The sequence below is a fragment of the Apibacter adventoris genome (genome assembly GCF_002964965.1).
Taxonomy (GTDB): Bacteria; Bacteroidota; Bacteroidia; order Flavobacteriales; family Weeksellaceae; genus Apibacter; species Apibacter adventoris.
In genome coordinates this window covers 11,522-35,267 of the sequence record NZ_PSZN01000012.1, presented here as the reverse complement: position 1 = coordinate 35,267, position 23,746 = coordinate 11,522, and the positions used below count along the sequence as shown (strand labels likewise).

Annotated in this window: 19 protein-coding genes; 15 read left to right on the top strand and 4 right to left on the bottom strand. The window is 27.9% G+C overall.

Going from position 1 to position 23,746, the window contains the following annotated elements:
* Positions 1-875, bottom strand: an 875-nt coding sequence (locus C4S76_RS06135) for a hypothetical protein (protein WP_221404991.1), incomplete at its 3' end; no start/stop codon positions are given.
* Between the two features lie 621 nt (positions 876-1,496).
* On the opposite strand from C4S76_RS06135, the gene metN reads away from it, so the two are divergent.
* The 12 genes from metN (at position 1,497) to C4S76_RS06075 (ending at position 13,861) form a co-directional block, all read left to right on the top strand.
* The gene (gene metN / locus C4S76_RS06130; RefSeq protein ID WP_105193604.1) at positions 1,497-2,528 is read left to right on the top strand and encodes a methionine ABC transporter ATP-binding protein MetN; all 1,032 of its coding nucleotides are present in this window, start codon (positions 1,497-1,499) and stop codon (positions 2,526-2,528) included.
* Positions 2,521-3,174 carry a methionine ABC transporter permease MetI gene (metI, locus tag C4S76_RS06125; RefSeq protein WP_105193603.1) on the top strand — a complete coding sequence of 218 codons (654 nt, stop codon included), beginning with the start codon at positions 2,521-2,523 and terminating at the stop codon, positions 3,172-3,174. The genes metN and metI overlap by 8 nt, the downstream gene beginning before the upstream one ends.
* Positions 3,175-3,233: 59 nt before the next feature.
* Positions 3,234-4,037 carry a MetQ/NlpA family lipoprotein gene (locus C4S76_RS06120; protein ID WP_105193602.1) on the top strand — a complete coding sequence of 268 codons (804 nt, stop codon included), beginning with the start codon at positions 3,234-3,236 and terminating at the stop codon, positions 4,035-4,037.
* A 26-nt stretch (positions 4,038-4,063) separates the two neighbouring features.
* Positions 4,064-4,729 (top strand): monofunctional biosynthetic peptidoglycan transglycosylase, encoded by a 666-nt coding sequence (gene mtgA / locus C4S76_RS06115; RefSeq protein WP_105193601.1) that lies wholly within the window; start codon positions 4,064-4,066, stop codon positions 4,727-4,729.
* Between the two features lie 40 nt (positions 4,730-4,769).
* Positions 4,770-6,017: a type IX secretion system plug protein gene (locus C4S76_RS06110; protein WP_105193600.1), complete on the top strand. Its 1,248-nt coding sequence runs from the start codon at positions 4,770-4,772 to the stop codon at positions 6,015-6,017.
* A 95-nt stretch (positions 6,018-6,112) separates the two neighbouring features.
* Complete coding sequence (locus C4S76_RS06105; RefSeq protein WP_105193599.1) at positions 6,113-6,547, top strand: hypothetical protein; 435 nt, start codon at positions 6,113-6,115, stop codon at positions 6,545-6,547.
* Positions 6,548-6,582: 35 nt separating this feature from the next.
* Positions 6,583-7,587 (top strand): aspartate-semialdehyde dehydrogenase, encoded by a 1,005-nt coding sequence (locus C4S76_RS06100; protein WP_105193598.1) that lies wholly within the window; start codon positions 6,583-6,585, stop codon positions 7,585-7,587.
* 162 nt (positions 7,588-7,749) lie between these two features.
* Positions 7,750-9,507 carry an ABC transporter ATP-binding protein gene (locus tag C4S76_RS06095; protein ID WP_105193597.1) on the top strand — a complete coding sequence of 586 codons (1,758 nt, stop codon included), beginning with the start codon at positions 7,750-7,752 and terminating at the stop codon, positions 9,505-9,507.
* 115 nt (positions 9,508-9,622) lie between these two features.
* A complete protein-coding gene (locus C4S76_RS06090; protein WP_105193596.1) occupies positions 9,623-9,997 on the top strand; it encodes a DUF3276 family protein in 375 nt (124 codons plus the stop codon).
* Positions 9,998-10,242: 245 nt separating this feature from the next.
* A complete protein-coding gene (locus C4S76_RS06085; RefSeq protein ID WP_105193595.1) occupies positions 10,243-10,947 on the top strand; it encodes a C40 family peptidase in 705 nt (234 codons plus the stop codon).
* Positions 10,948-11,125: 178 nt separating this feature from the next.
* Entirely contained in the window at positions 11,126-13,267 is a 2,142-nt protein-coding gene (locus C4S76_RS06080) for a TonB-dependent receptor (protein WP_105193594.1), read from the top strand.
* Positions 13,268-13,360: 93 nt separating this feature from the next.
* The gene (locus tag C4S76_RS06075) at positions 13,361-13,861 is read left to right on the top strand and encodes a thioredoxin family protein (RefSeq protein WP_105193593.1); all 501 of its coding nucleotides are present in this window, start codon (positions 13,361-13,363) and stop codon (positions 13,859-13,861) included.
* Here C4S76_RS06075 and C4S76_RS06070 read toward each other — a convergent pair.
* On the bottom strand, positions 13,848-15,851 hold the full coding sequence (locus C4S76_RS06070) for a ComEC/Rec2 family competence protein (RefSeq protein WP_105193592.1): 2,004 nt from the start codon (positions 15,849-15,851) through the stop codon (positions 13,848-13,850). The two genes, C4S76_RS06075 and C4S76_RS06070, sit on opposite strands and share 14 nt — an antisense overlap.
* A 515-nt stretch (positions 15,852-16,366) precedes the next feature.
* Here C4S76_RS06070 and C4S76_RS06065 point away from each other — a divergent pair.
* Together C4S76_RS06065 and C4S76_RS06060 are read left to right on the top strand one after the other, a co-directional pair.
* The gene (locus tag C4S76_RS06065) at positions 16,367-18,817 is read left to right on the top strand and encodes a TonB-dependent receptor (protein ID WP_105193591.1); all 2,451 of its coding nucleotides are present in this window, start codon (positions 16,367-16,369) and stop codon (positions 18,815-18,817) included.
* A 180-nt stretch (positions 18,818-18,997) separates the two neighbouring features.
* Positions 18,998-19,561: a TetR/AcrR family transcriptional regulator gene (locus C4S76_RS06060; protein ID WP_105193590.1), complete on the top strand. Its 564-nt coding sequence runs from the start codon at positions 18,998-19,000 to the stop codon at positions 19,559-19,561.
* 15 nt (positions 19,562-19,576) lie between these two features.
* Here C4S76_RS06060 and C4S76_RS06055 read toward each other — a convergent pair whose 3' ends face one another.
* Positions 19,577-20,827 carry a mechanosensitive ion channel family protein gene (locus C4S76_RS06055; protein WP_105193589.1) on the bottom strand — a complete coding sequence of 417 codons (1,251 nt, stop codon included), beginning with the start codon at positions 20,825-20,827 and terminating at the stop codon, positions 19,577-19,579.
* Between the two features lie 106 nt (positions 20,828-20,933).
* Here C4S76_RS06055 and C4S76_RS06050 point away from each other — a divergent pair, with 106 nt between their 5' ends.
* Complete coding sequence (locus C4S76_RS06050; protein ID WP_105193588.1) at positions 20,934-21,419, top strand: DUF456 domain-containing protein; 486 nt, start codon at positions 20,934-20,936, stop codon at positions 21,417-21,419.
* Between the two features lie 168 nt (positions 21,420-21,587).
* Here the strand turns inward: C4S76_RS06050 and pta are convergent, their stop codons facing one another.
* Complete coding sequence (gene pta, locus C4S76_RS06045; protein WP_105193587.1) at positions 21,588-23,684, bottom strand: phosphate acetyltransferase; 2,097 nt, start codon at positions 23,682-23,684, stop codon at positions 21,588-21,590.
* Between the last annotated feature and the right edge of the window lie 62 nt (positions 23,685-23,746).

Here is a 23,746-nt window from a genome sequence, read left to right as displayed (position 1 = left end):
AATCCATATTTTACGGCCAGGTAACTTTCTGTTTTTATCCTTTCTAACGGGGTTAATATACGTCCGTATATAAATAATTCCGGTATATAGGCTTCTGCATAGTCTCCGTCGCCCCCAGGTAGGTCAAATGTGGAAGTGTTATTTATATTGCTGGGATTGAAGTTATGTCCTAAGGATATTACTGAATGGTTTCTTACTCCCCATAGAGAGGTATGGGGTTTACCGGTCCGGTAATAGACAAAGGAACGAAGGGCTCTTTCTTTAAATTGGTTCATATCGGATTCGGGACTCTTCCCGCTATGGTACATAAAGTCATAGCCTTCTTCTGCCCCATAATCTAATATGCCTCTTTGGCTTTCTTTGCTGTTGATTATCTTATCTGTACTTAAGATAAAGCTATTCCCCGGGACTCCGTTGAATGTAAACATATTCTTGGGTTGGTCCATTGGGTCAGCCCTTAATGAAAACGCACCTATTATCGTCGCTGTGGTTAAATTTGATCCTTTAATGTATATTTCTTTGGATATTTCATTGTCGGAATTACAAAAATTGGATATGTTTTCTAATTGGTTCTTTATCGCATCTTTATCATTGGTATTAAAACTTAATGCCGGATTAAAGTTATAATTGCGCAGGTAGTTATCGGCTTTACCTAAATATTCAACTCCATAAGAAGCGCCTCGCGGATCGTAATACCTTACTTGTAGTGAGTCTCCGGAATAATCTTTCCATTTATATGATCCATACCAATCTTCGGTATGGGATACCGGCTGCATCCATAAAACTGCTCCGGGTACTCCGCCTGGACCTATTATTTTTTCTTGGGAATATAATAAACAGCTACATAAAGACACCAAAGTGTAGATCTTTTTCATAGTAGATATAGTTAGTTTATAAATGAACGGCAAAACTAAAAATTTATATTTTATATTCCAAAATTATTAATGTATATTATTTTTTATTGTTTGCTGTTTTAAATATAATCCCTCCTCCTTAGTTTTTATTACAAGATGTGTATTGCTGTTTTTATTGTGTTTTTAGATTTGTTTTTTTGCTTTATTCTTTTTGTTCATTATTGTAATTTCGTTTCTAAATTTAGTTATAAATAAATCCAATGTTGAATTGATTAATATTTTTGTCCTTTTTGGTTTTTACTCCGCTTTTTTCCGGATAAAATTATTTATAGTTAGATACTACATGGAGGATTAATAATGTTGCCATAAATACCCTTATAGAAAAACAAAATATTTATATTATTAAAATACCTTATATTTGAAAATATTTTTGAATTATTTTTATATATACTTACTTAAAATGAATGATTTTTTATGAAAAGTAATATTAATCTTGATAAAGAGTAGAAAAAAAATTATACAGTTTAAAAATTTTAAATCTTAACTTAATATATGGTACTTAGGTAGAATCTAACCATTGTATAAATCCGAATTTTTTTGCTCTCTGGTCTAGCTTATATTAATTTTAGTAAATTAAAATGAATGATTGAATTAAAAAAAATTACTAAAACATTTAATCAGAAAGGAAATGTAACCCATGCTTTATGTGATGTAACTTTATCTGTCCCGAAAGGTAAAATAGTTGGAGTTATTGGTGAATCCGGAGCTGGAAAAAGTACACTTATACGTTGTGTTAATCTTTTGGAAAGGCCTACTTCGGGTGAAGTTTATGTAAATGGTGAAAATTTAATGAAGCTTTCTCAGAAGCAACTTGTTCTTGCCAGAAAAAATATTGGAATGATTTTTCAGCATTTTAATTTATTATCATCCCGAACTGCAGGAGAAAATATTTCTCTTCCATTAGAATTAAATCACATTGACAAAAAAGATAGGGAAAAAAGAGTAGACGAACTTTTAGATTGGGTAGGGCTAAAAGATAAAAAAAATGAATACCCTGCAAATCTTTCAGGAGGACAAAAACAAAGAATAGCTATTGCCCGTACTCTAGCAAACAACCCTAAAGTATTATTATCTGATGAGGCAACCAGTGCTCTAGACCCGGCAACTACACAATCTATCCTTTCTTTATTAAAAAATATTAATAAGGAACTTAATATTACAATTTTACTAATTACTCATGAAATGGATGTGGTTAAAAACATTTGCGATAATATTGCTGTGATGAATAGTGGAAAACTTATTGAAAAGGGAAATGTAGCAGAAATTTTTTCTCATCCAAAATCTGAATTAACACAACGGTTCATAGATTCCACATTTCGAATTGATATTCCTATAGATTATCAAAACCGATTGAAACCTCTCAGAGAATCTGGAAAACATCCTCTTGTTAAATTACATATAACCGGAAATACAGTAGATGAACCTATACTTTCAGAGATTGTTCGTAAATTCCATATAAATAATAATATTATCAGCGCCCAAATGGATTATGTAGGGGGAGTAAAATTTGGAATAATGCTTGCTGAGTTTATCGGATCTCCGGAAAACGAAAATCAGGCTATTGAATATTTAATGAATAAGAATATGAATGTAATTGTTTTGGGATATGTCTGAATCTATGTTTGAACTTTTAGTTAAAGGAACTTGTGAAACGATCATGATGACTTTTATTTCAGGAATTTTAGGTTTCTTATTAGGTATGCCTGTAGGAATCTTATTATTCATTACCCGTAAAGGGCAAATTAAAGAAAACATTATATTGCACTCTGTTTTATCTGTTGTAGTAAATGTATTTCGGGCTATTCCTTTTATTATTTTAATTGTATGGATGATCCCTTTTACCCGAGTAATTGTGGGTTCTTCTATTGGCGTAACTGCTGCTCTTGTCCCCCTAAGCATAGGGGCTGCTCCATTTATTGCCAGAATGGTAGAAAACAGTTTATTAGAAATTCCTAATGGACTTATTGAGGCTTCCCGATCTATGGGAGCTACAAATCTTCAAATCATAAAAAAAGTACTTTTACCCGAAGCCTTACCTTCTATTGTTAATTGTGCTTCTATTACTTTAATTACTTTAGTAGGATACTCAGCTATGGGCGGGGCTGTTGGGGCCGGAGGTTTAGGTCAAATCGGTTATCAGTATGGATATGTGGGTTATGATATCATGGTAATGAATACTGTACTCTTATTGCTTGTAATTATAGTTTTTATTATCCAAATTACCGGAGATTATTTATCCAAAATATTTAATCATAAATAATATTAACATTAAATAGTTTAATTTTACAGTTTAAAAATTTAAAAATTCATACAATCTTGATGAACCGATTATTATTACTTTTAAGCATTCCTTACTTATTATCTTTAATTTGTTGCCAATCCAAACAAAAAGATAATCCAAATTATATAAAAGTTGGAATTGAAACAGGCCCAGAATATACTGTAGCAGAAACTGCTAAAAAAGTAGCTAAAGAAAAATATGGATTAGAGGTAGAATTGGTTCAATTTAATGATTATGTGATCCCTAATACAGCTTTAAACGATGGAGATATTGATGCAAATGCTATCCAACATAAGCCTTTTCTTGAAAATTTGATAAAACAAAGAAATTATAAACTTGTTGCTGTTGCCAATACCTTTATTTATCCTTTGGCAGGATATTCTAAAAAAATAAAATCTATAACTGATTTAGCTGCTGGAAGCACTATTGTTATACCTAATGATGCAACAAACGGGGGAAGAGCTTTACTATTATTACAAAAATATAATTTAATACAATTAAAAGATAATAAAAGCTTAGTACCTAAGGTAACTGATATTGTTAAAAATCCTAAAAATTTACATATTTTAGAACTAGAAGCGCCTCAACTTCCTAAGGTTTTAGATGATAATCAAGTATCTGTTGCTATTATAAATAATACTTTTGCTGCTAAAGCCGGACTTTCCTTACAAGATGCAATTATGGTAGAAGATAAAGATTCTCCTTACGTAAATATAATCGTGACAAGGGAAGACAATAAAAATGCAGAAAATGTAAAAAAATTTATTCAGGCTTATCAATCAGAAGAGGTGATAAAAACAGCTAATAAAGAATTTAAGGGTGGGGCTATTAAAGGCTGGTAAAAATAACAATACAAGACTGTATAAATATGAAAATATTCAAATGGGTTAAAAGGATTATAATTGGCTTATTCTTACTTTCTATTGTACTTACTTTTACTTATAAATGGATACCTGTACCTTTTACAGAACTTATGCTAAAAAGATATTTTATCAATGGTAGCAAAATAGAAAAAAAATGGATTCCTATAAATTCGATTTCAAATTCTATACAGTTAGCTGTAGTTTCCAGTGAAGATCAAAATTTCATAAAACATCATGGTTTTGATTTTAAACAAATACAAAAAGTCTTAGAGGATCAACAGGAAGGAGGTCGTGTTCGGGGAGCTAGTACTATATCTCAGCAAACAGCTAAAAATGTCTTTTTATGGGATGGTAAAAACTATATTAGAAAAGGTTTAGAAGCATATTTCACCTGTTTGATAGAATGGGTTTGGGGAAAAAAAAGAATCATGGAGGTATATTTAAATGTTATTGAATTTGGAGATGGAATTTATGGTATAGAATCTGCTTCTCAACACTATTTTGGCAAATCTGCGTCTAACTTAACCAAAGCAGAATCTGCAACTCTTGCCGCATTACTTCCTAATCCAAGAAAATATGGAAAAAATATTAATGGAAGATATATCCAAAAAAGAAAAATATGGATATTAAAACAAATGAGAAATTTAGGTGGAACCTTAATTTATCCTTAAATTAGTTTTTTTCTTTCTCATAATTTTCAATTTAAATTATATGTATCAAAAATTTTTTATACTATTTATTCTTTTATCCCCTTATTCTTTAGCTCAAAAAGCAGTTGAACATGTATATAGTCCTGATGTTTATAGCATTCAACTATTTAACCCCGAAACTAATGACGAAACTCCTTTTTTTAAAATGGGCAGTCAGTTTATACTTTCATTTGACCTATTAAATAAAGGATATGAAAGAATATACTACAGTGTAAAGCATTATGACCGTAACTGGGAAGATGATAATCTTTTTGATTCTGAGTATATTATAGGATATTCAATGCCTCAGATATATGAATATAAAAACTCTTTTAATACAAGTCAAAATTATACACATTATACACTTGAATTTCCAAACAAAGACTTACAGTTAAAAATTTCAGGAAATTATTTACTTACAATTTATAATAATGCCAGAAAACCCATTTTTACTAGAAAAATTTCATTTTATGAAAATATAGCTGAAATAGGGATTTCTTATGAAAGGTACTCCAGTTCTAAAAATCCTAACATAAGTCAAAGAGTCACAGTACAGGCATTGTTACCTAATGATAATAATTCTATTCTTTCCCAACAAATTTCTTTATGCATTATACAAAATAATAATTGGAATAATTCTCAATGTAATATTTCCCCACAATTTATAAATAGAAATTCTTTTACTTTTGGGCAATTAACCAATGCTTTTGAAGGGGGAAATGAGTTTTTTTCTTTTGATACTAAAAATATCTCTGTTCCTGGATATGGAACTGAAAAAATCATTGAGGAAAATAATGTTTATTCTGCCTTGCTCTATCCAATTATTCCTTACCCTTTAGATTATACCTACAATCCAGACATAAACGGAGCTTACTATTTCAGAAGATTTGACCTGAACTTAGAAAGAGATGCGCGTAATGAAGGTGACTATTGCCATGTTAACTTTTTTGTTAGTTTAGCAAATCCTTTAGAAGGTAAAGATCTTTATGTTGTTGGCTTATTTAATAATTATGAATTATCAGACACCAATAAAATGTCTTATAATGAAGCACTTAGAGGATACGAAAAAAGTATTTATCTGAAACAAGGTTATTATAACTATACTATTGCCACTGTAGATCAAAAAAACGGAAAAATAAGTCTTTCTGAAATTCCGGGTTCCTTTTGGCAAACAGAAAATTTATATCAAGGTTTATTATATTATAAACCTTTTGGAGGAACCTATGACGCACTAATAGGTTATGGAGAAATAAGAGCTGCAAGACAATAGTGCTTATATATTCATAATTCTAATAAAACCAAAATATTATAGATTTATTTCGATAAGTTTGTTAATTTTGCTAATTAACCCAAAGATAATATATAATGTATTTGATTTTAAAAAATATTCATCATTATGTAGGCATGGCAACCTTAGTTTTCATACTTTTACTTACTGTAGTTACTTTTATATACTATCTACAAGAAAGAAGTACTTCCAAACAAATCAAAAAAATATCATTATTTTCTCTTATTATCACCCATACACAGATAGTGTTAGGTGTAATTCTATATTTTAGCTCTCCTATTTTTCAAAATATAAGCATGAAAGATATGATGGGCATTCCTCAATTAAGACAAACATACGTCGAGCATCCAGTTTCTATGATTATTGCTGCTATATTTCTTACAATCGTCAATATTAAAATAAAAAAATCCTCTAAAATAACCTTTAGTACAACGCTAATGGCTGCCATTTCTTTAGCATTGGTCATTGGCATGATTCCAAAGGCTTTCTGGAATAGCTTTATTCTATCATAATTATTATAAGAAAACATTTTTTAAATTATAAATCCATGAAAATCGCAATTGTTGGAGTAAGCGGAGCCGTTGGGCAGGAGCTTCTCAAAATATTAGACCAGAGAGATTTCCCTTTAACTGACTTAGTTCTTTTCGGATCCAAAAGAAGTGCCGGTAATACATATAATTTTAAAGGGAAAAAATATACTGTCAAAGAACTTCAACATAATGATGATTTTAAAGGGGTTGATATTGCTTTGGTTTCAGCTGGAGGTAGCACTTCTATAGAGTTTGCGAATACTATTACTAAACATGGAGCTATTATGATAGATAATTCATCAGCTTTTCGTATGGAAGAAGATGTTCCTCTAGTGGTACCAGAAGTGAATGCAAAAGATGCTTTAAATGCCCCAAGAAACATCATTGCAAATCCCAATTGTACCACAATACAAATGGTTGTTTCTTTAAAACCTATAGAAAATTTATCTCACATAAAAAGAGTGCATGTTTCCACGTATCAGTCTGCATCTGGTGCAGGTGCTTCTGCAATGAAAGAACTATTACAACAAATTAAAGATGTAGCTCTTGAAAAAAATGAGATTCAAGCAGAAAAATTTGCCTATCAATTAGCTTTAAACCTTATACCTCATATTGATTCTTTTACTGAAAATGGATATACTAAAGAGGAAATGAAAATGTTTAATGAAACTCGAAAGATTATGCATTCAGACATTAAAGTTTCTGCTTCTTGTGTAAGAGTGCCTGTAATGAGAGCACATTCTGAAAATATTTGGGTTGAAACTGAAGATGAACTTAGTGTGGCTCAAATTAGACAGGCTTTTGAAAATTTTAATGGAATTATTGTTGAAGATAATCCTGCTGATAAAAAATATCCTATGCCTTTATTTTTATCAGGGAAAAATGAGGTATTTGTAGGAAGAATCAGAAAAGATTTGACCAACCCTAAAGGCATTACTTTCTGGAGTGTCAGTGACCAAATCAGAAAAGGCGCTGCTTTAAATGCCATTCAAATTGCTGAATATTTATTAAAAAATAAATAATTATAATTAAATATTGAGGTTAAGAAAAAATCTTTCTATGCCTCAATAATTTTCTTTTAAAAACTAACGATTCATCTATCTTCTTATTTTTATTTTATATAAAAAAGCATTTGCTTCTGTAAAATTTTAATCTAATTAAACAAACTTTATAACTTTGCAGCCATGAGTGCTTTAAAAACCCTAAATCCTTATTTAAAAAAACATAAAAAACTTCTGTTTTTAGGGGGTATATTTATAATCCTTTCTAATTTTTTTACTATTTATCCTGTGAAATTTGTTGGAAAAGCCATCAATATTATTGCCGAAACCTTACAGCAACATTCTTCATTACAAAAACATGAATTACTTAAGCAACTTCTTTTGTATGGAGGAATTATTGTTTTAGCTCCCGTTATATCTGGGGTATTAAAGTTTTATATGAGACAAACTATAATTGTGGCTTCCAGAAGGATAGAATTTGAATTAAAAAATAATATATACAAGCATTATCAAAAATTATCATTTACTTTTCTAAAAAAATCCAAAGTAGGAGACTTAATAAACCGAATTAGTGAAGATGTAGTTAATGTTAGACAATATTTAGGCCCAGGAATAATGTATAGTATAAATCTAGCTATAATGCTAATTATAGTTTTATTCTATATGCTAATTTCTGATCCTGTTATGACCGCATATGCTCTTCTTCCCCTTCCGTTCCTATCTTATTTTATATATAAACAAAGCTCAATTATTAATAAAAAAACTAAAATTGTTCAGGCAGAGCAATCTAACATATCATCTTTCGTACAAGATACATTTTCAGGAATACGTGTAATTAAATCATTTACACAAGAAGAATATATTACTTCAAAATATATTAATAAATCAAACGATTATAGACAAAAATCTATTTCTTTAGCCAGTACTGAGGCTTTATTTTCTCCCTTAATGATGCTTATTATAGGAATAAGCAATATTTTTATCTTATACGTGGGGGGACAAAGATATATTAATGGAAAAATTGATGTTGGTACTATAACAGATTTTTTTCTTTACCTAAATATACTGATATGGCCTTTTACTGCTTTAGGATGGGTAACATCAATAACCCGTAGAGCTGAAGCATCTATGGAAAGAATAAATGCATTTTTAGAAGTTCAGGAAGAAATTACAAACAATTGCTCTGACATTTATCCCATACATGGAAATATTCGTTTTGAAAATGTAAGTTATACCTATCCTAATACCGGAATTAAAGCGTTAGATAATGTTTCGTTTGAAATTTTTTCCGGTGAAACTACTATATTCATGGGAAAAACAGGAGCCGGAAAATCGACTATTACTCTTTTAATTGAACGTTTAATTGAACCTGACAGCGGAACCATATATATAGATAATAAACCGTTAAAGCAACATAACCTTGAATTGCTAAGAAATAAAATAGGTTATGTTCCTCAAGAAAGTTTTTTGTTTTCAGACACTATTTTCAACAATATAGCATATGGAATAGAAAATCCTTCTTTAAATTTAATAGAAAAATATGCAAAACAAGCAGAAATACATTCCAGCATTATGGAGTTTAAAAACCAATATCAAACAGAAGTAGGTGAAAGAGGAGTTACCTTATCCGGAGGACAAAAACAGAGAATTTCTATTTCTAGAGCTCTTATTAAAGATCCTGTTATTTTCATGTTTGATGATAGTTTATCTGCTGTTGATACAGAAACAGAAGAAAAAATATTATCTAATATACAATCAAATATTGAGTTAAAAACTACCATTATTATTACACACAGAGTTTCTTCAACAAAAAATTCTGATAAAATTATTATTTTAGAAAATGGAGCTATTAAAGAAGAAGGTTCTCACGATGATTTAATTAACAAAAATGGATATTATTCTGAACTATATAAAAAACAAATTACACAAAAGCGATTATAAATCATAAAAAAACAATTGTATCTATATAACTATTTTCATACTTTTGTTTGGTTTTAAGTATATATGTTATATTTTTTAATATTTATAGTAAACAAAAACTAAAATATAAATTATGATGAATGATTCTGAAAATTTAGAGAAAAAAGAAAATGAAATATTCTCTAAAATATTACGGGCTGGAAAAAGAACTTATTTTTTTGATGTAAGAGAAACAAAGGCCGGAGATTATTATTTAACTATTACTGAAAGTAAAAAAAATGTTTCCGAAGAAGGCGCCTTAGGATTCAAAAAATTTAAAATTTATCTATACAAAGAAGATTTTAAAAATTTCAAAACTATTCTAGAAGAAACAACTTCCTTTATTATTAAAGAAACCGGTGAAAAAGTTATTTCTGAAAGACATAGAGATGATTTCCATCTTTTAACAGAAGAAAATAAAGATTCGATAAAGGTATCAAATTTTACAAATGTAGATTTTGAAGATATATAAAATTATTACCTTACCTTAAAAATAAAAAAAGCAGGTATCATTTAATTGAAAAAATACCTGCTTTTTTATTTAAATTATTATTAAAAAAATAAAAAACTAACACATTAAAAATTAACTTTTAGTTAACACTACAAATTTATATGTTAAATATATGTGAAAAAAGTTAAAATATGATATCCAAGAGTATTAGAGAAAGTAATTTTGGCGCGTAATAAAGTAAAACAATCACAATATTACATTTATTTATGAAAGCTTTTTTAAAATTATTTTTTCTTATACTGATCACTTCCTTAACTACAACTTCTTGTGTATCAAACTATATAGCCAGTAATAATAATTATAAGTATCCATCTACCAGTAAATTATTGCTAGCAAATAACTCTAAAGGACCAAATACAACAAAAACCGAAACAAAAAAATTAGTTACAGATAATTCTTTATTAAATGATAATTCCGTTTCGGAAAATATCAATTTTTATGCAGAAAAAGCATTTTCTAAAGAAGCTTATAAATTAATTACCGAAGCTAAAACTTATTTAGGAACCCCATATTTATATGGAGGAACTACACGAAGAGGTATTGATTGTTCTTCTTTCGTACAACAAGTATTTAATGCTTCTAATATCTCTTTACCTAGAACCTCAGCCCTTCAATCAGAAGTAGGAGTAAGAGTGGCTAAAGAAGAATTAAAAAAAGGAGATCTAATATTTTTTTCACATACTCCAAAAAGCAGAGTCTCTCATGTTGGCATTGTTGAAAGTGTAAGCCCTACGGGTGAGATTTTCTTTATTCATGCATCTTCATCTCAAGGAGTAACGATAACTTCTTTAGAAACAGAATATTGGAAAAAACGTTTTAAAAGAGCCATGCGAATTCTTAATGCGGAGGAAAAACAAGAAGAACCTAATCCACTTGAAAACGATATAAAATTAGTTAAAGTCACTTTTTAAATTTTTATTTAGTAGATTTGTAAAAAATAAAAAAGGGGTGCTGTAAAAATAGCTGAGATTATACCCTAAGAACCTGGGCAAGTAATGTTGCCAAGGGAAATCTTAGACACAGAGGTTTCATAAATTGAAATCTTTTTTCTTTTATATTATACAAACCTCTTTTTTAATATTTTAAAATATGAAAAAAAGAGATTTTATACTTTTAAGTATTATTATACTTTCCGGAGCATACTGTAAAGCACAACAAAAAAAAGATTCATTAGAAAAAAATATTCAGGAAATCATTATCTCTGCAAAAGCACCTATAAGTAAGGAAAAATTTACACAAAAACAACTTGAAAATAAAAATTTGGGTCAAGATATTCCTTATCTTCTTAAAAATAGTCTTTCTGCAATTTCTTCATCCGATGCTGGTTCCGGAATAGGATATACCAATATAAGAATTCGAGGAAGTGACCAAACCCGCATCAATGTAACATTAAATGATGTACCAATAAATAATGCTGAATCACAAGGTCCCTTTTGGGTTAATATGCCCGATCTGGCTTCTTCTATATCTAATATAACCATACAACGAGGCGTAGGTACTTCTACTGAAGGAACAGGTTCTTTCGGTGCAAGCATTAACATAAAAACACAATATCCTGAAGATAGTGCCTATTTTCAAACAGATCAATCCATAGGTTCATTTAATACGCATAAGCATACCTTTGCCTTAGGATCAGGAAAATTTTATAATAATTTATTAAAAATGGATGCTCGTATTTCATTTATTAAATCTGAAGGATACTTAGATAGAGCTTTTTCTGATTTATTTTCCTATTATGTAAATGGAATGTATGAAAAAAAACAAACAAAAATTAGTTTTATGGTTTTTGGAGGAAAGCAACAAACATATCAAGCATGGAATGGTATTGATTATGAAAATATGAAAAAAAGAAGAACTTTTAATTCTTGTGGCGCCATTTATGATTCTGATGGAAATATTATTCGATATTATAATAATGAAACGGATAATTATTGGCAAGATAATTATCATTTATATGGAGAGCAAAAAATAAATGGTAATTGGAAACTTAAATCAACACTATTTTATGTTAAAGGAAAAGGATATTATGAGGAATATAAACAGAATTCTAAATTGAAAAATTATAAACTAAAAAATATAATTTTAAGCCAAGATACTATAACAACTACTGATTTAGTGAGAAGACAATGGTTAAAAAATAATTTTTATGGTATAACGAATCATTTAATAGGTAAATTTGATAAATGGAATCTCGAAATAGGATTAGGATTCAACACCTATGATGGAAAACATTTCGGAAAAGTAATATGGGCAGAATATTTTCCTGAAAGCACACCAGATCATGAGTATTATAGGAATAAGGCTTTAAAAAATGAAATTAGCGGAAATATAAAAGCTCTTTATAAAATTTCTGATTATTGTAATCTTTTTGGAGATGTTCAATACAGAAATATACATTATTCAGGACATGATGTTCCCGGAGGAGAAAGTATATATAAAAATGGTGGACCTTTATATTTTAGCAAAAACTATAATTTTATTAATCCAAAAATAGGTGTTACTTATACATTTAAAACTGGAAATGTATACCTAACTTACGGAATGGCTCAAAAAGAGCCGAATAGAAATGATGTATTAAGCAATGAAAATATAAAATCTGAACTTTTACATAATATAGAATTAGGAGTACAACAGAATTTTTCAAATTTCAGTTATTCAATTAATGGATACGGAATGTATTATATAAATCAATTAGTTTTAAGTGGGAAAATTAATGATGTTGGTAGTTTTATAAGAGAAAATAGTGGTAAAAGTTATAGAATGGGAATAGAAATATCTGCAGAATATAAATTTTCTAGTCAAATAACTTTCTTAGCTAATTCTACCATAAGTACAAATAAAAATATAAATTTTAAAAAAGAAGTTCAATCTGTTATTCATAATTTAGGAAATACTGATATAGCATTTTCTCCAAATTATATAGGGAACATATCAATTCAATGGATACCTTTAAAAAAATTAACTGCAAAATGGTCTCATCAATATATAAGCAGCCAATACCTAAACAATGAAGAACCTACAAATGGAAAATTAAAAGGATATTATACATCTGATATCAGCCTAGAATATTCCCCTAAAATATTAAAAATAAAAAATTTAAGTTTAAAATTATTATTGAATAATATTTTTAATAACCTATACGAAAATAATGGTTACTATTCTGATAATATACCCTATTATTATCCACAAGCTGGATTTAATTTTTTAATCGGGATTAGTATAAAATTATAATACTCTTAATTTTTTTAATTATTTAAAAATAACTTAAAAAATAATTGATTTTCCTTATTATAATATATATTTTTGCTTAATTAAATTTTTAATATGAGGTTTGGTTTAGCATTTATACTATTATTTTTAAGTTTCCTATCAGCATGGGGACAAGAAAAAGATTTAATAACGTGGAATAGTATTCAAAAAGCAGACAGCCTACAGTTAAATGGAGATTCAAGGTTTTTACTCGTTGATGTATTTACAGATTGGTGTGGACCTTGTAAACTTATGGATAAAAATACTTTTCATAACGAAAAAGTCGCACAATTTATTAACGAAAATTTTATTCCTGTAAAGCTTAATGCTGAATCTAAACTGAATATCAGTTTTAAAGGAAAAGAATATAAGTGGGTAAATTATGGTAGAAGTGGTTTACAATCACTTGCTTATGTTATATTGGGAGGAAATTTAATATATCCTTCTATAGCTTTTGTTGATAATAAAGGGCAAACCATAACCATTATAAATGGCTATTTTCAAGCGGAAGAATTTTTAAAAATTATTCAAGATTTAAAAATTGAATTAGAAAAATATCAAGTCAAGGAACAATAAAAGCTCCCTGATATTGTGTATTCCAAACATTTAAATTTGACATTTGTTTTTCATTATCTAATTCATAAAAATTCGTACCTGTTTTAATAATTTTTTTTATTGAACTTATGTCTTTATAGGTATTTAAACTAATCGGACTTACTAAATAGGTAATAGAATCACATATATCTTTATGAGTATTATTTAAAATTTGTATTTTCTTATTTTTCCATATATAAATTTTTTTGTAATCTATATCTTGATATTTCAATTGTTTTATTCCTTCTCCATCTGCATAAGGCTGTATTATATCCGGCATAATTTTTATTAGATCTTCATTCTTATCTTTTAACACCCATAAAATTTTCCCTTTTCTAAAACCTATCAATGGATGTTTATTTTGATGAAATACAATAAAGTTTTCTTTTTTGGAAATTTTATATTCCTCCCATAACCTATTTACCTGAAATAAAAACATAAATATCAAAATAGGAATGATATTTTTAATCTTAGGTTTTTGTAGGAAAAATTTTGTAAAAACCAAAGCAAGAAATAAAAATCCTATTTCTATTTCATTAAAATAAACACCTTTGAAAGAAGCAAAATCAGAAGAAGATATCCAATAACTTCCTTTTATTAATAATTGAGTACAAAAATTATAAAAACAATTAAAATAAAATTGTAAATTATAAGGAAGATAAACTACACCTAATTCTATTATCGAAGAGTAAGTAATAACATAAGTATAAGGTATGATTAAAATATTTGCAGGAATAGATAATAAAGAAAATTGATGAAAATAATATAAAACCAAAGGAAGGGTTCCTATTTGCGCTACAATTGTTATTGATAAAGGTTCCATAATCCACTTATTTATTGTATTACTTTGAGTTTTTAAATGTTTTAAACAAATAGGGTTTAGCCAACACATAAAAAATACAGCCACATAACTTAATTGAAAACCTATAGAATAAATTTCATATGGATTATAAAGTAAAATAATAATAGCAGATAATGATAAACTATGATAAACCCCAGGATTTCTTTTCAATAAATCTGAAACATAATAAATAGTAATCATTAAACAAGCCCTGGAAACAGAGGAAGACAAGCCAACAAAACAGCCAAACAACCATACACATGCTAAAGAAGAGATAATAATTATTACCCTCTTTTTCTTAGAAAAACATATGGTTAAAATATTGAAAATTATTCCGAAAATTAGAGCAATATGCATGCCTGAAATTGCAATTAAATGCATGATTCCCGCTTTAGAATATGCCTGAATATTATCTTTTTTCATATCCGACCTATTGCCCAATAAATAAGCTTTTAAAAACTCTTTTGAATCTGAATTTAAATAGGACGAATCAATTTTAAGACATAGAAGTTGATTTATATTTTTAATTTTATACCATAAAGAAGAATGCTTTTTTTGATAAATTATTTGGTAGGTTATTCCCAGATTAGAAATATAATTTCTTTGTAGATAATTTTTATAATTAAATTGATATGGATTTAAATTTTTTGAAGGATCTTGAATTTTAACTATCACTCCATACTCGTCCCCTATTTTTAAAATAGAATCAGTTTTTATCTTATTAAATAACAATAACACTTTCCCTGAAGTATGAATTAACTTCCCTTTATACGAAATTGAATGAACTTCTGCTGTATATTTTCTGTTTTTTTCATTAGAATTATTTTGTTCTTCTATGACAACCGAAATATATTGCTTCTTATTTTTTTCTATAAAATGACTATAATGATTATCGGATTGATTAGTATTTATTCCCACGATAATAAGCCCTAGAAGAAACCAACAAAATAACGATAAAACAGAGAATAAAATTTTAAAACGGATAGAATTAAATATAAATATTGAAAGTAGAAATACCAGAATTAAAATCGTAAACCATATTTTCCATGAAAAAAAACTATAGGAATATAAAAATATTCCTAAAATAAGAAATAATAAATAAAATGAATATGGATGTTTACCAATATGCATTTAATTTTTTTATATATCATATAGATTCTTAAACAAATTAAGAATCAGAATATTATTTTTAATTAATTTTTAAGATCAAATATTAAAAAATAACAAACTTTCTTTTAATTATAATTTCTCCTTATAATTTCATAGTTAATCTTTTCTTTTTTGGATTTTTAAGAAAATGATAAACCAAATTATCTAGTACATTATTTCCCTTGCAATGTAAGATTTTTTTAAATTTCCCGAAATATTAACTCAAATATTTTCTTCATTGCTTTATGATTTACATAATTGTCGATTCTTCTTTTTTTTAAATGTCGAAGATAAAATATTAATTAAATTAATATTCCTCTATGCTTGAACAAATATAATCATAAAAACAGAACACTTCCTAATTCAAATGCTTCATACTTATATGATATTCAATTATTAGTATGAAAATTCGATTAATTTTTTAATTAAATTTTAACAAATTAAATAATACGTTTATTTTTGCAAGCAACAACTAAACTAATTTAAACTGATTTTGTATGAGCTTCAAAAAAATGACATGGGTCTCTGCCCTATTTGCAATTTATTTAACTGTATTTTCAAATGCACAAAATCTAGAAACAGATTCAACAAAAATTAAAGAAATCAATGATGTTATAATCATAGGTAAAGGGGTTATTGATGTAGCCAAAGACAGACAAACTCCTGTAGCTGTTTCTGTTATTAGAAAAAAGGAAATTCAGGAAAAAAGCGGAAATCTTGAATTTCCTGCCATTATGAAAAATACTCCTTCTATTTATGTGAATGACGCCACTGCATTTGGAGATTCTAAAATGATTACTCGAGGATTTGACCAGTCTAATACTGCTGTATTAATTAATGGACAACCTGTAAATGGGATGGAAGATGGAAATATTTATTGGTCAAATTGGGCTGGATTGACGGATATTGCTAATGTAGTTCAAGTACAAAGAGGATTAGGATCTTCTAAACTAGCAATATCTTCTGTAGGAGGAACCATAAATATAGTAACAAAAGCTACAGAAAAAAAAGCAGGTTCTAGTGCTCGTTTTTTAACTGGAAATGACGGATATTGGAAAGCTACATATGAATATAACAGTGGATTGAATGGAAAATGGGGAGTATCATTCTTAACCTCTACCTGGAGGGGAGATGGATATAACCGAGGAACAAAAGGCGAAGGCCAAACATATTTTTTATCTATCGGATATAAACCCAATGAAAAACATAATATTAACTTTATGATATATGGAGCACCTCAAAAACATGATCAAAATTATTATACCAAAATTGCAGATTACCAAAGATATGGTTATAAATATAATGTAAATGAAGGAATACTAAACGGAAAAAAACTATCATTAAGATCCAATTATTATCAAAAACCAGTCGCTAATCTTAACTGGGATTGGCAAATGAGTGAAAAAAGTAGCCTATCTACCGTATTATATGCCTCTTGGGGTAGAGGCGGTGGTACAGGAGGATTTGGATCTAAATATATTGAAAATCAGAATCAATCTTTACCTCAAAACCTCAATGCTATTCCCGGAAGTAGAAACCAAGAAAATGGTACTATTAACTGGAATGTAGTAGAAGATTACAATATGATTAATAATACTGATGGTTTGGGCTCCGGAAAAAATAATTATATTATAAGAACTTCTATAAACAACCATGAATGGTATGGATTGGTATCTAACTTTAATCATAAAATAAATGATAATTTCCAGTTTAATTTAGGAATTGATGGAAGAACCTATACAGGAACCCATTTTCAACAGGCGCATAACTTTTTAGGATTATCCGGCATAGTAGATAATAATTCTAATAATGTAAATGGATCCAATATTGCTATGAAGACCTATAGCATTAACCCTTGGAGTGCCCTATTCCGAAAAGCAAATAAAAACCAAAGAATTAGTTATGATTATGATGAAACCATACAATACTTGGGAGCTTTTGGACAAGTTGAATATGTAAGTAAATTCGTATCTACCTTTATTCAAGGATCTATTTCAGAACAATATAACTCAAGAAAAGACCGATTTAATTATACTCCGGGAAATCAAAAATCGAAAACATTAAACAATACAGGATACAATATTAAAGGAGGTATAAGCTTTAAAATCAATAACCATCATAATATTTTTGGAAATGCAGGTTACTATTCCAGGCAACCTTTTCAGGATAATTTATTCCTAAACTACAAAAATGATGTAAATACTTTGGCTGATAATGAGGAAATAGTAGGAGTAGAAGTAGGATATCAACTTCACTATAATTTTTTTGATTTAAACATTAACCTTTACAGAACAAGTTGGAATAACCGTACAGAAACAATTTCAAATCAACAAACTAATAGATTAGAAAACCGTACCGGTATTGATGAATTACATCAAGGTATCGAAGTTGATTTCCTTGCCAAACCCTTCCGTGTATTGAATTTTAAAGGACATTTATCTTTAGGAAAGTGGGAATATAATGGGAATGCTCATTCAACAATTTATGATGCAAATAATTTATCTAATATTTTGGATGAAAAAGATATTTTATTAGACGGAATTAAAACAGCAAACGCTCCCCAATTTAGTTATGGAGTCGGAATAGTATATAAACCCTTTGCAGGATTTTCTTTTGATGCTGATTTAAACCGATATGAAAAACTTTATTCTAATTTTGATGTAACTCGCATAGCTGCGAATAAAAAATTTAGTTTAATTGAGCTTCCCAATTATTTTACTTTAGATTTAGGAGCCTCATATACTTTTCATTTTGAAAACGCTTCATTACGCTTTAGAGCTAATGTAAATAATGCATTAAATGACGTATTTATGACATATTCCAACACTAATCTTAGAAATGGTGATTCTGGTGCTAGTGGAAAAAATTTCAAAGGCATAGATACTAATAATCAAGTATACTTTGGTAATGGAAGAACTTGGAATTTTGGTGTTAGTTATGACTTTTAAGATATAATTATAAAATAAGGGTAGGATAATTTCTACCCTTATTTTTATTTAAAAGACTCATTTAATTTACTAAATCGTAAAACGAAAAATATAAATTATTATATTTCTACACATAATTTTATGTGATTTTTTTCTATTTTAGTAAAGAAAATTCTCCGTTTATAATTAAATATTTTGACCATGGATGTTGCAAAAGAACGTATAATTTCTAAATCATTAGAATTATTCAGCCAAATTGGAGTAAAAGTTATTACTATGGACATGATTTGTTACGAGTTAGGAATGTCTAAAAAAACTTTATATGAACATTTTACCAGCAAAGAAGATCTTATAAAACAATCTTTTAATGAACAAATGAATGAATTTATTGAAAAATTTAAAAATAAAATCACTCATATTTCAAACCCAATAGCACAACTCTCATATATTTTTGAAAATTCCCTTTATTTTAATAAAAAAGATAAAGTTTCTTTTCAACTTCAAAAATTTTATCCTAATATTTATACTGAACTTTTAAAAACACAAAATATTTTTATAAAAGATATTATTAAAAACAATATTGTGTCAGGAATTAAAGATGGTTTATACCGCTCAAAAGTTCAAATAGACTTAGTTATTGATTACATAGTTATGATTTTATATAATATAAATGAAGATGAATTTTTAAAAGCAAACTGTCAAAAGTATTTTTTTGAATTGGTTACTAGGTCAATTGCTACAAAAAAAGGGCTCAAAGAGATATAAAACCCACTAAAAAAATTAAGAAGCTGTAGTTAAAATTATTTTTAATTCAAATTCTGAAGACAATGCTATCAAATGCTCAAATATATTAGCTTGAATTTCTTCATATTCTAACCAAACTGAGGTGTTAGCAAAACAATATATTTCTAAAGGCAATCCATAAACCGTTGGTTCTAAGTGTCTAACTAAAATTGTATCTTTCGTAGAAATTCTAGGATTTTTTAATAAATATATCTTCATATAATGCCTAAATATTTCTAAATTAGTTATTCTGTGTCTACTTTCATGCCCTTCAGAATTTTTCAAATCAGATAAATTACTTTTTCCTTTTATTTGCAATAAATAATCTTTTAACAAACTGATTTTCATTAATTTATTAATTAAACTTTCGTCAACAAATTTAATTGAATCGAAATCAAATAAAACCGATCTTTTAATTCTTCGAGTATGTGAAGCTTTCATAGGTTCATGATTCTTAACTTCTGTTGATATAAGATCATATGTAGGTACTGTTGAAATGGTTTTATCTAAGTTTTGAATTTTAGCTGTTACTAAATTAATTTCCTTTACACTTCCCTCTGTGCCATATTTAGGAATAGATATCCAATCACCTACTTTTATTTGTTTAGATCCGGCTATATTAATACCTGTAACTAAACCCAAAATAGGATCTCTAAATACCAGTAAAATAACAGCCATAATTGCACCTAAAAAAGTAAAAATTTTAGAACTGGTTAAATTAAATAAAATTGATATAATAATAAATCCTGAAAATAATATAATTAGTATTTTAATTAACTCTGAAAAAGTTTTTACGGCAACTGTACGATAGCTCTTATCTCGATTTTTTATTTCTGTAAAAGAATCTATAACACAAATAATAAATTTTGAAAGAAATATAATTAAGAAAATACTAAATACCAGATCAAGAATATGAAAACTTTGAGGATGATGGTAAAATATAACCGGAACTAAACAATAACAAATACCTAATGGAAGCAAATGAAAAAAACTTGTAAATACATTTTTCTTCATAAATGTATTCATCCATATATTTTTAGTTTTAGGTATTATTCTTTGTACAATTTTAAGAAGCACTTTCCTCTGAAACCAATCCAACAATAAAAAAATACTAAGAACTATCAATACTTTAATAAAAATCTGTGAGAATAATATAGTACTTTCAGGAAAATGATTAGCTATATAATTATGTAAATTATCAATTATAGTATTTTGATTTTCTAATTTTAGATTAGTTGCCCCATCCATATATCAACAATATTAAACGGGTAAAGGTATTAAATAAAGAAGATTTTATATGAAAAATATTTAAAAATAATATTTACCTTTATTGATTGTTAATCTATATACTTTTATGACATATACTATTTGGATAGTTATTATCTCTCTTCTTATAATTATTAGTATTGTAGGCTCAGTTATGCCATTTATTCCAGGCCCTCCTATAGCTTTTGCGGCACTATTAATTTATAAACTCTGTCCTATAGGCAATAATTTAAGTTGGTGGTGGATTGTCTTTGGTGCTATTTTAACTTTATTAGCTATAATTACTGAATATTTGATACCGATTGTAAGTACCAAAAAATTTGGTGGATCAAAATATGGAGCAATTGGGGCAACTTTAGGAATAATTTTAGGTTTTTTCATACCCTTTGGATTTATATTAGGTCCATTTTTAGGAGCTCTTTTGGGAGAATTAATTAATGACACTGTAAATTATAAAAAAGCTTTTAAAGCATCTTTAGGGGCATTTATAGGTTTTTTCTTGGGCATCGGAACTAATATTTTAGTATGTGGAATATTAATAACTATTATTTTTATTCATTATACATTTTATTAGCCTTTATGGAAAAACAGAGTATATTTATTTATTATTCTATTTTAGAAATCTAATTTTCATCATAATTTTTAATATTACAAAAAAATGTAAATATCATTGAAGATATTTACATTTTATATTAGAAAAAAGTTATAAAATATTTAAACTTTAAACAAAGAAAATATTATTTTATTGGTCATTTTCTGCCTGAATTGCAGTTATAACTACAGTATTATAAATATCTTCAATCTTGGCTCCTCTGCTTAAATCATTGATAGGCTTTTTCAAACCCTGTAAAACCGGTCCTAATGCAAGTCCTCCTGATTCTCTTTGTACTGCTTTATATGTATTATTACCTGTATTAAGATCTGGAAAAATAAGCACATTTGCTTGTCCGGCAACTAATGAACCAGGCATTTTACTGCTTCCTACACTGGGCACAACAGCAGCATCATATTGTATTGGTCCTTCCACCAATAAGTCTGGACGTAAAGATTTAACTAAATTTGTAGCTTTTCTTACTTTATCCACTTCTTCTCCTGAACCAGAATTTCCTGATGAATAAGAAAGCATGGCTATTTTTGGCTCTAACCCAAATGCTTTAGCAGTTTGTGCTGAAGAAATAGCTATATCTGCTAATTGATCTGATGTTGGATTAGGAACTACCGCACAATCTCCATATACTAAAACCCGATCGCGTAATAACATAAAGAAAACAGAAGAAACTGTTTTTATTCCTGGTTTTGTTTTAACAAATTGCAAAGCTGGTCTTATTGTATGTGCTGTAGTATTTTGGGCTCCAGAAACCATTCCATCTGCATATCCTTTGTAAACCATCATTGTTCCAAAATAGGAAGCATCCAACATTAAATCTTTAGCCTGTGCTAATTCCATTCCTTTATCTTTCCTTAATTCATAAAGAGTATTGGCATAATCTTCTAACAAATCATTTTCAGTATTATCCAAAACAGATATAAAATTTTCATTCCAATTGATTCCTAATTGAATGACTTTTTGTTTAATTTCTTCGGGTTTGCCTAAAACAGTAAGTTTTACAATTTCATCATCTGCAAGCATAGAGGCTGCTCTTAAGATCCTTTCATCTCCTCCTTCCGGCAATACTATATGTTTTTGTGCTTTTTTAGCCGTTCTTAACAAGTTATACTGAAACATTTTAGGAGTAATACCTCCAATTTTAAAAGATGATATTTTTTTTTCTAATTCCGGAATATCTACATATTGCTCAAATAAATCAATACTTCTTTTAATTTTAGTTATATTTTCAGGATAAATAGTAGATTTAATATTTGCGGTAGTAGAAGCGGTCTCAAAAGTACCAGATTCTACAGCCATAATAGGAAGATTTATGTTAGCTCCTTCTACTAACTTCATAATATTTGCATCTAAGTTGCGAACGGCTGTTAAAATTAATCCGGAAACTCTAGGATAACCACTTGAAAAATTAGAAAGTACAACTCCTGCTATTAGATCAGATCTATCGGCAGGAACAACTGCAACACAATCTTCTTCAACGTAATTCATAAAATGAGACAACTGCATAGCTCCTATTATAAATTTTTTAATAGGACGATCCAAATTGTCTTTCCCGTATAATAATTTAGCCCCTAAAGTATCAGACAATTCTTTAAGAGTGGGAAAGCTTAAGGAAATATCTTTTGGAATAACTGAAATTAACACGGAATCGTCATTTATTCTTTTTTTAGATTTTTCAATTACTTCCTCTATCGGATTAATATTTTTATTTATAATTACCGCTATTATTTTATTATCTCTTTTTAAAAAATTATTTACTTCAAGACTTACATTTTTACTTAAATCATGTGAATTTTTAAAAGAATCTTTAACAACTAAAATTACAGGTATATTTAATGATTTTGCTATAACCACATTTAAATCATATTCCAAAGAAGTACTTTCTGCTGACAAATCAGTTCCATCTATTAGTACAAAATCATATCGATCCTCGAGGGCTTTATATTTTTGAATAATAACATCATATGCATCATCCAGTTTATTATTATTTTGCAAATCAATTATTTCACTTTTTGTAAAAGCATAAGCATCATCATAATTTTGATTTAAATTGAAATATGAAATCATAGTTTCAATATGATTATCTTTAATATCTTCCTCCACATCATCAATAATGGGTCTATAGTAACCTACATTCGGAGTTTGCCTCATTACCATTTGTAATATTCCTAAACTAACTAAAGATTTTCCACTATCGGGACTTGTAGTTGCAATGTATACTGATCTATTCATTTACCATTTTTTTATGCATCTTTACAAACTTACAAAAAGCATCGAAATATATTGATGCAAAA

Bases quoted from the DNA above. Each gene is read 5' to 3' on its own strand.
- mtgA (WP_105193601.1), top strand. From the start codon at position 4,064: ATGAAAATATTCAAATGGGTTAAAAGGATTATAATTGGCTTATTCTTA.
- C4S76_RS06070 (WP_105193592.1), bottom strand. From the start codon at position 15,851: ATGCATATTGGTAAACATCCATATTCATTTTATTTATTATTTCTTATT.
- C4S76_RS06105 (WP_105193599.1), top strand. From the start codon at position 6,113: ATGTATTTGATTTTAAAAAATATTCATCATTATGTAGGCATGGCAACC.
- metI (WP_105193603.1), top strand. From the start codon at position 2,521: ATGTCTGAATCTATGTTTGAACTTTTAGTTAAAGGAACTTGTGAAACG.
- C4S76_RS06100 (WP_105193598.1), top strand. From the start codon at position 6,583: ATGAAAATCGCAATTGTTGGAGTAAGCGGAGCCGTTGGGCAGGAGCTT.
- C4S76_RS06080 (WP_105193594.1), top strand. From the start codon at position 11,126: ATGAAAAAAAGAGATTTTATACTTTTAAGTATTATTATACTTTCCGGA.
- C4S76_RS06085 (WP_105193595.1), top strand. From the start codon at position 10,243: ATGAAAGCTTTTTTAAAATTATTTTTTCTTATACTGATCACTTCCTTA.
- metN (WP_105193604.1), top strand. From the start codon at position 1,497: ATGATTGAATTAAAAAAAATTACTAAAACATTTAATCAGAAAGGAAAT.
- C4S76_RS06065 (WP_105193591.1), top strand. From the start codon at position 16,367: ATGAGCTTCAAAAAAATGACATGGGTCTCTGCCCTATTTGCAATTTAT.
- C4S76_RS06055 (WP_105193589.1), bottom strand. From the start codon at position 20,827: ATGGATGGGGCAACTAATCTAAAATTAGAAAATCAAAATACTATAATT.
- C4S76_RS06060 (WP_105193590.1), top strand. From the start codon at position 18,998: ATGGATGTTGCAAAAGAACGTATAATTTCTAAATCATTAGAATTATTC.
- C4S76_RS06095 (WP_105193597.1), top strand. From the start codon at position 7,750: ATGAGTGCTTTAAAAACCCTAAATCCTTATTTAAAAAAACATAAAAAA.
- C4S76_RS06075 (WP_105193593.1), top strand. From the start codon at position 13,361: ATGAGGTTTGGTTTAGCATTTATACTATTATTTTTAAGTTTCCTATCA.
- C4S76_RS06110 (WP_105193600.1), top strand. From the start codon at position 4,770: ATGTATCAAAAATTTTTTATACTATTTATTCTTTTATCCCCTTATTCT.
- C4S76_RS06050 (WP_105193588.1), top strand. From the start codon at position 20,934: ATGACATATACTATTTGGATAGTTATTATCTCTCTTCTTATAATTATT.
- C4S76_RS06120 (WP_105193602.1), top strand. From the start codon at position 3,234: ATGAACCGATTATTATTACTTTTAAGCATTCCTTACTTATTATCTTTA.
- pta (WP_105193587.1), bottom strand. From the start codon at position 23,684: ATGAATAGATCAGTATACATTGCAACTACAAGTCCCGATAGTGGAAAA.
- C4S76_RS06090 (WP_105193596.1), top strand. From the start codon at position 9,623: ATGAATGATTCTGAAAATTTAGAGAAAAAAGAAAATGAAATATTCTCT.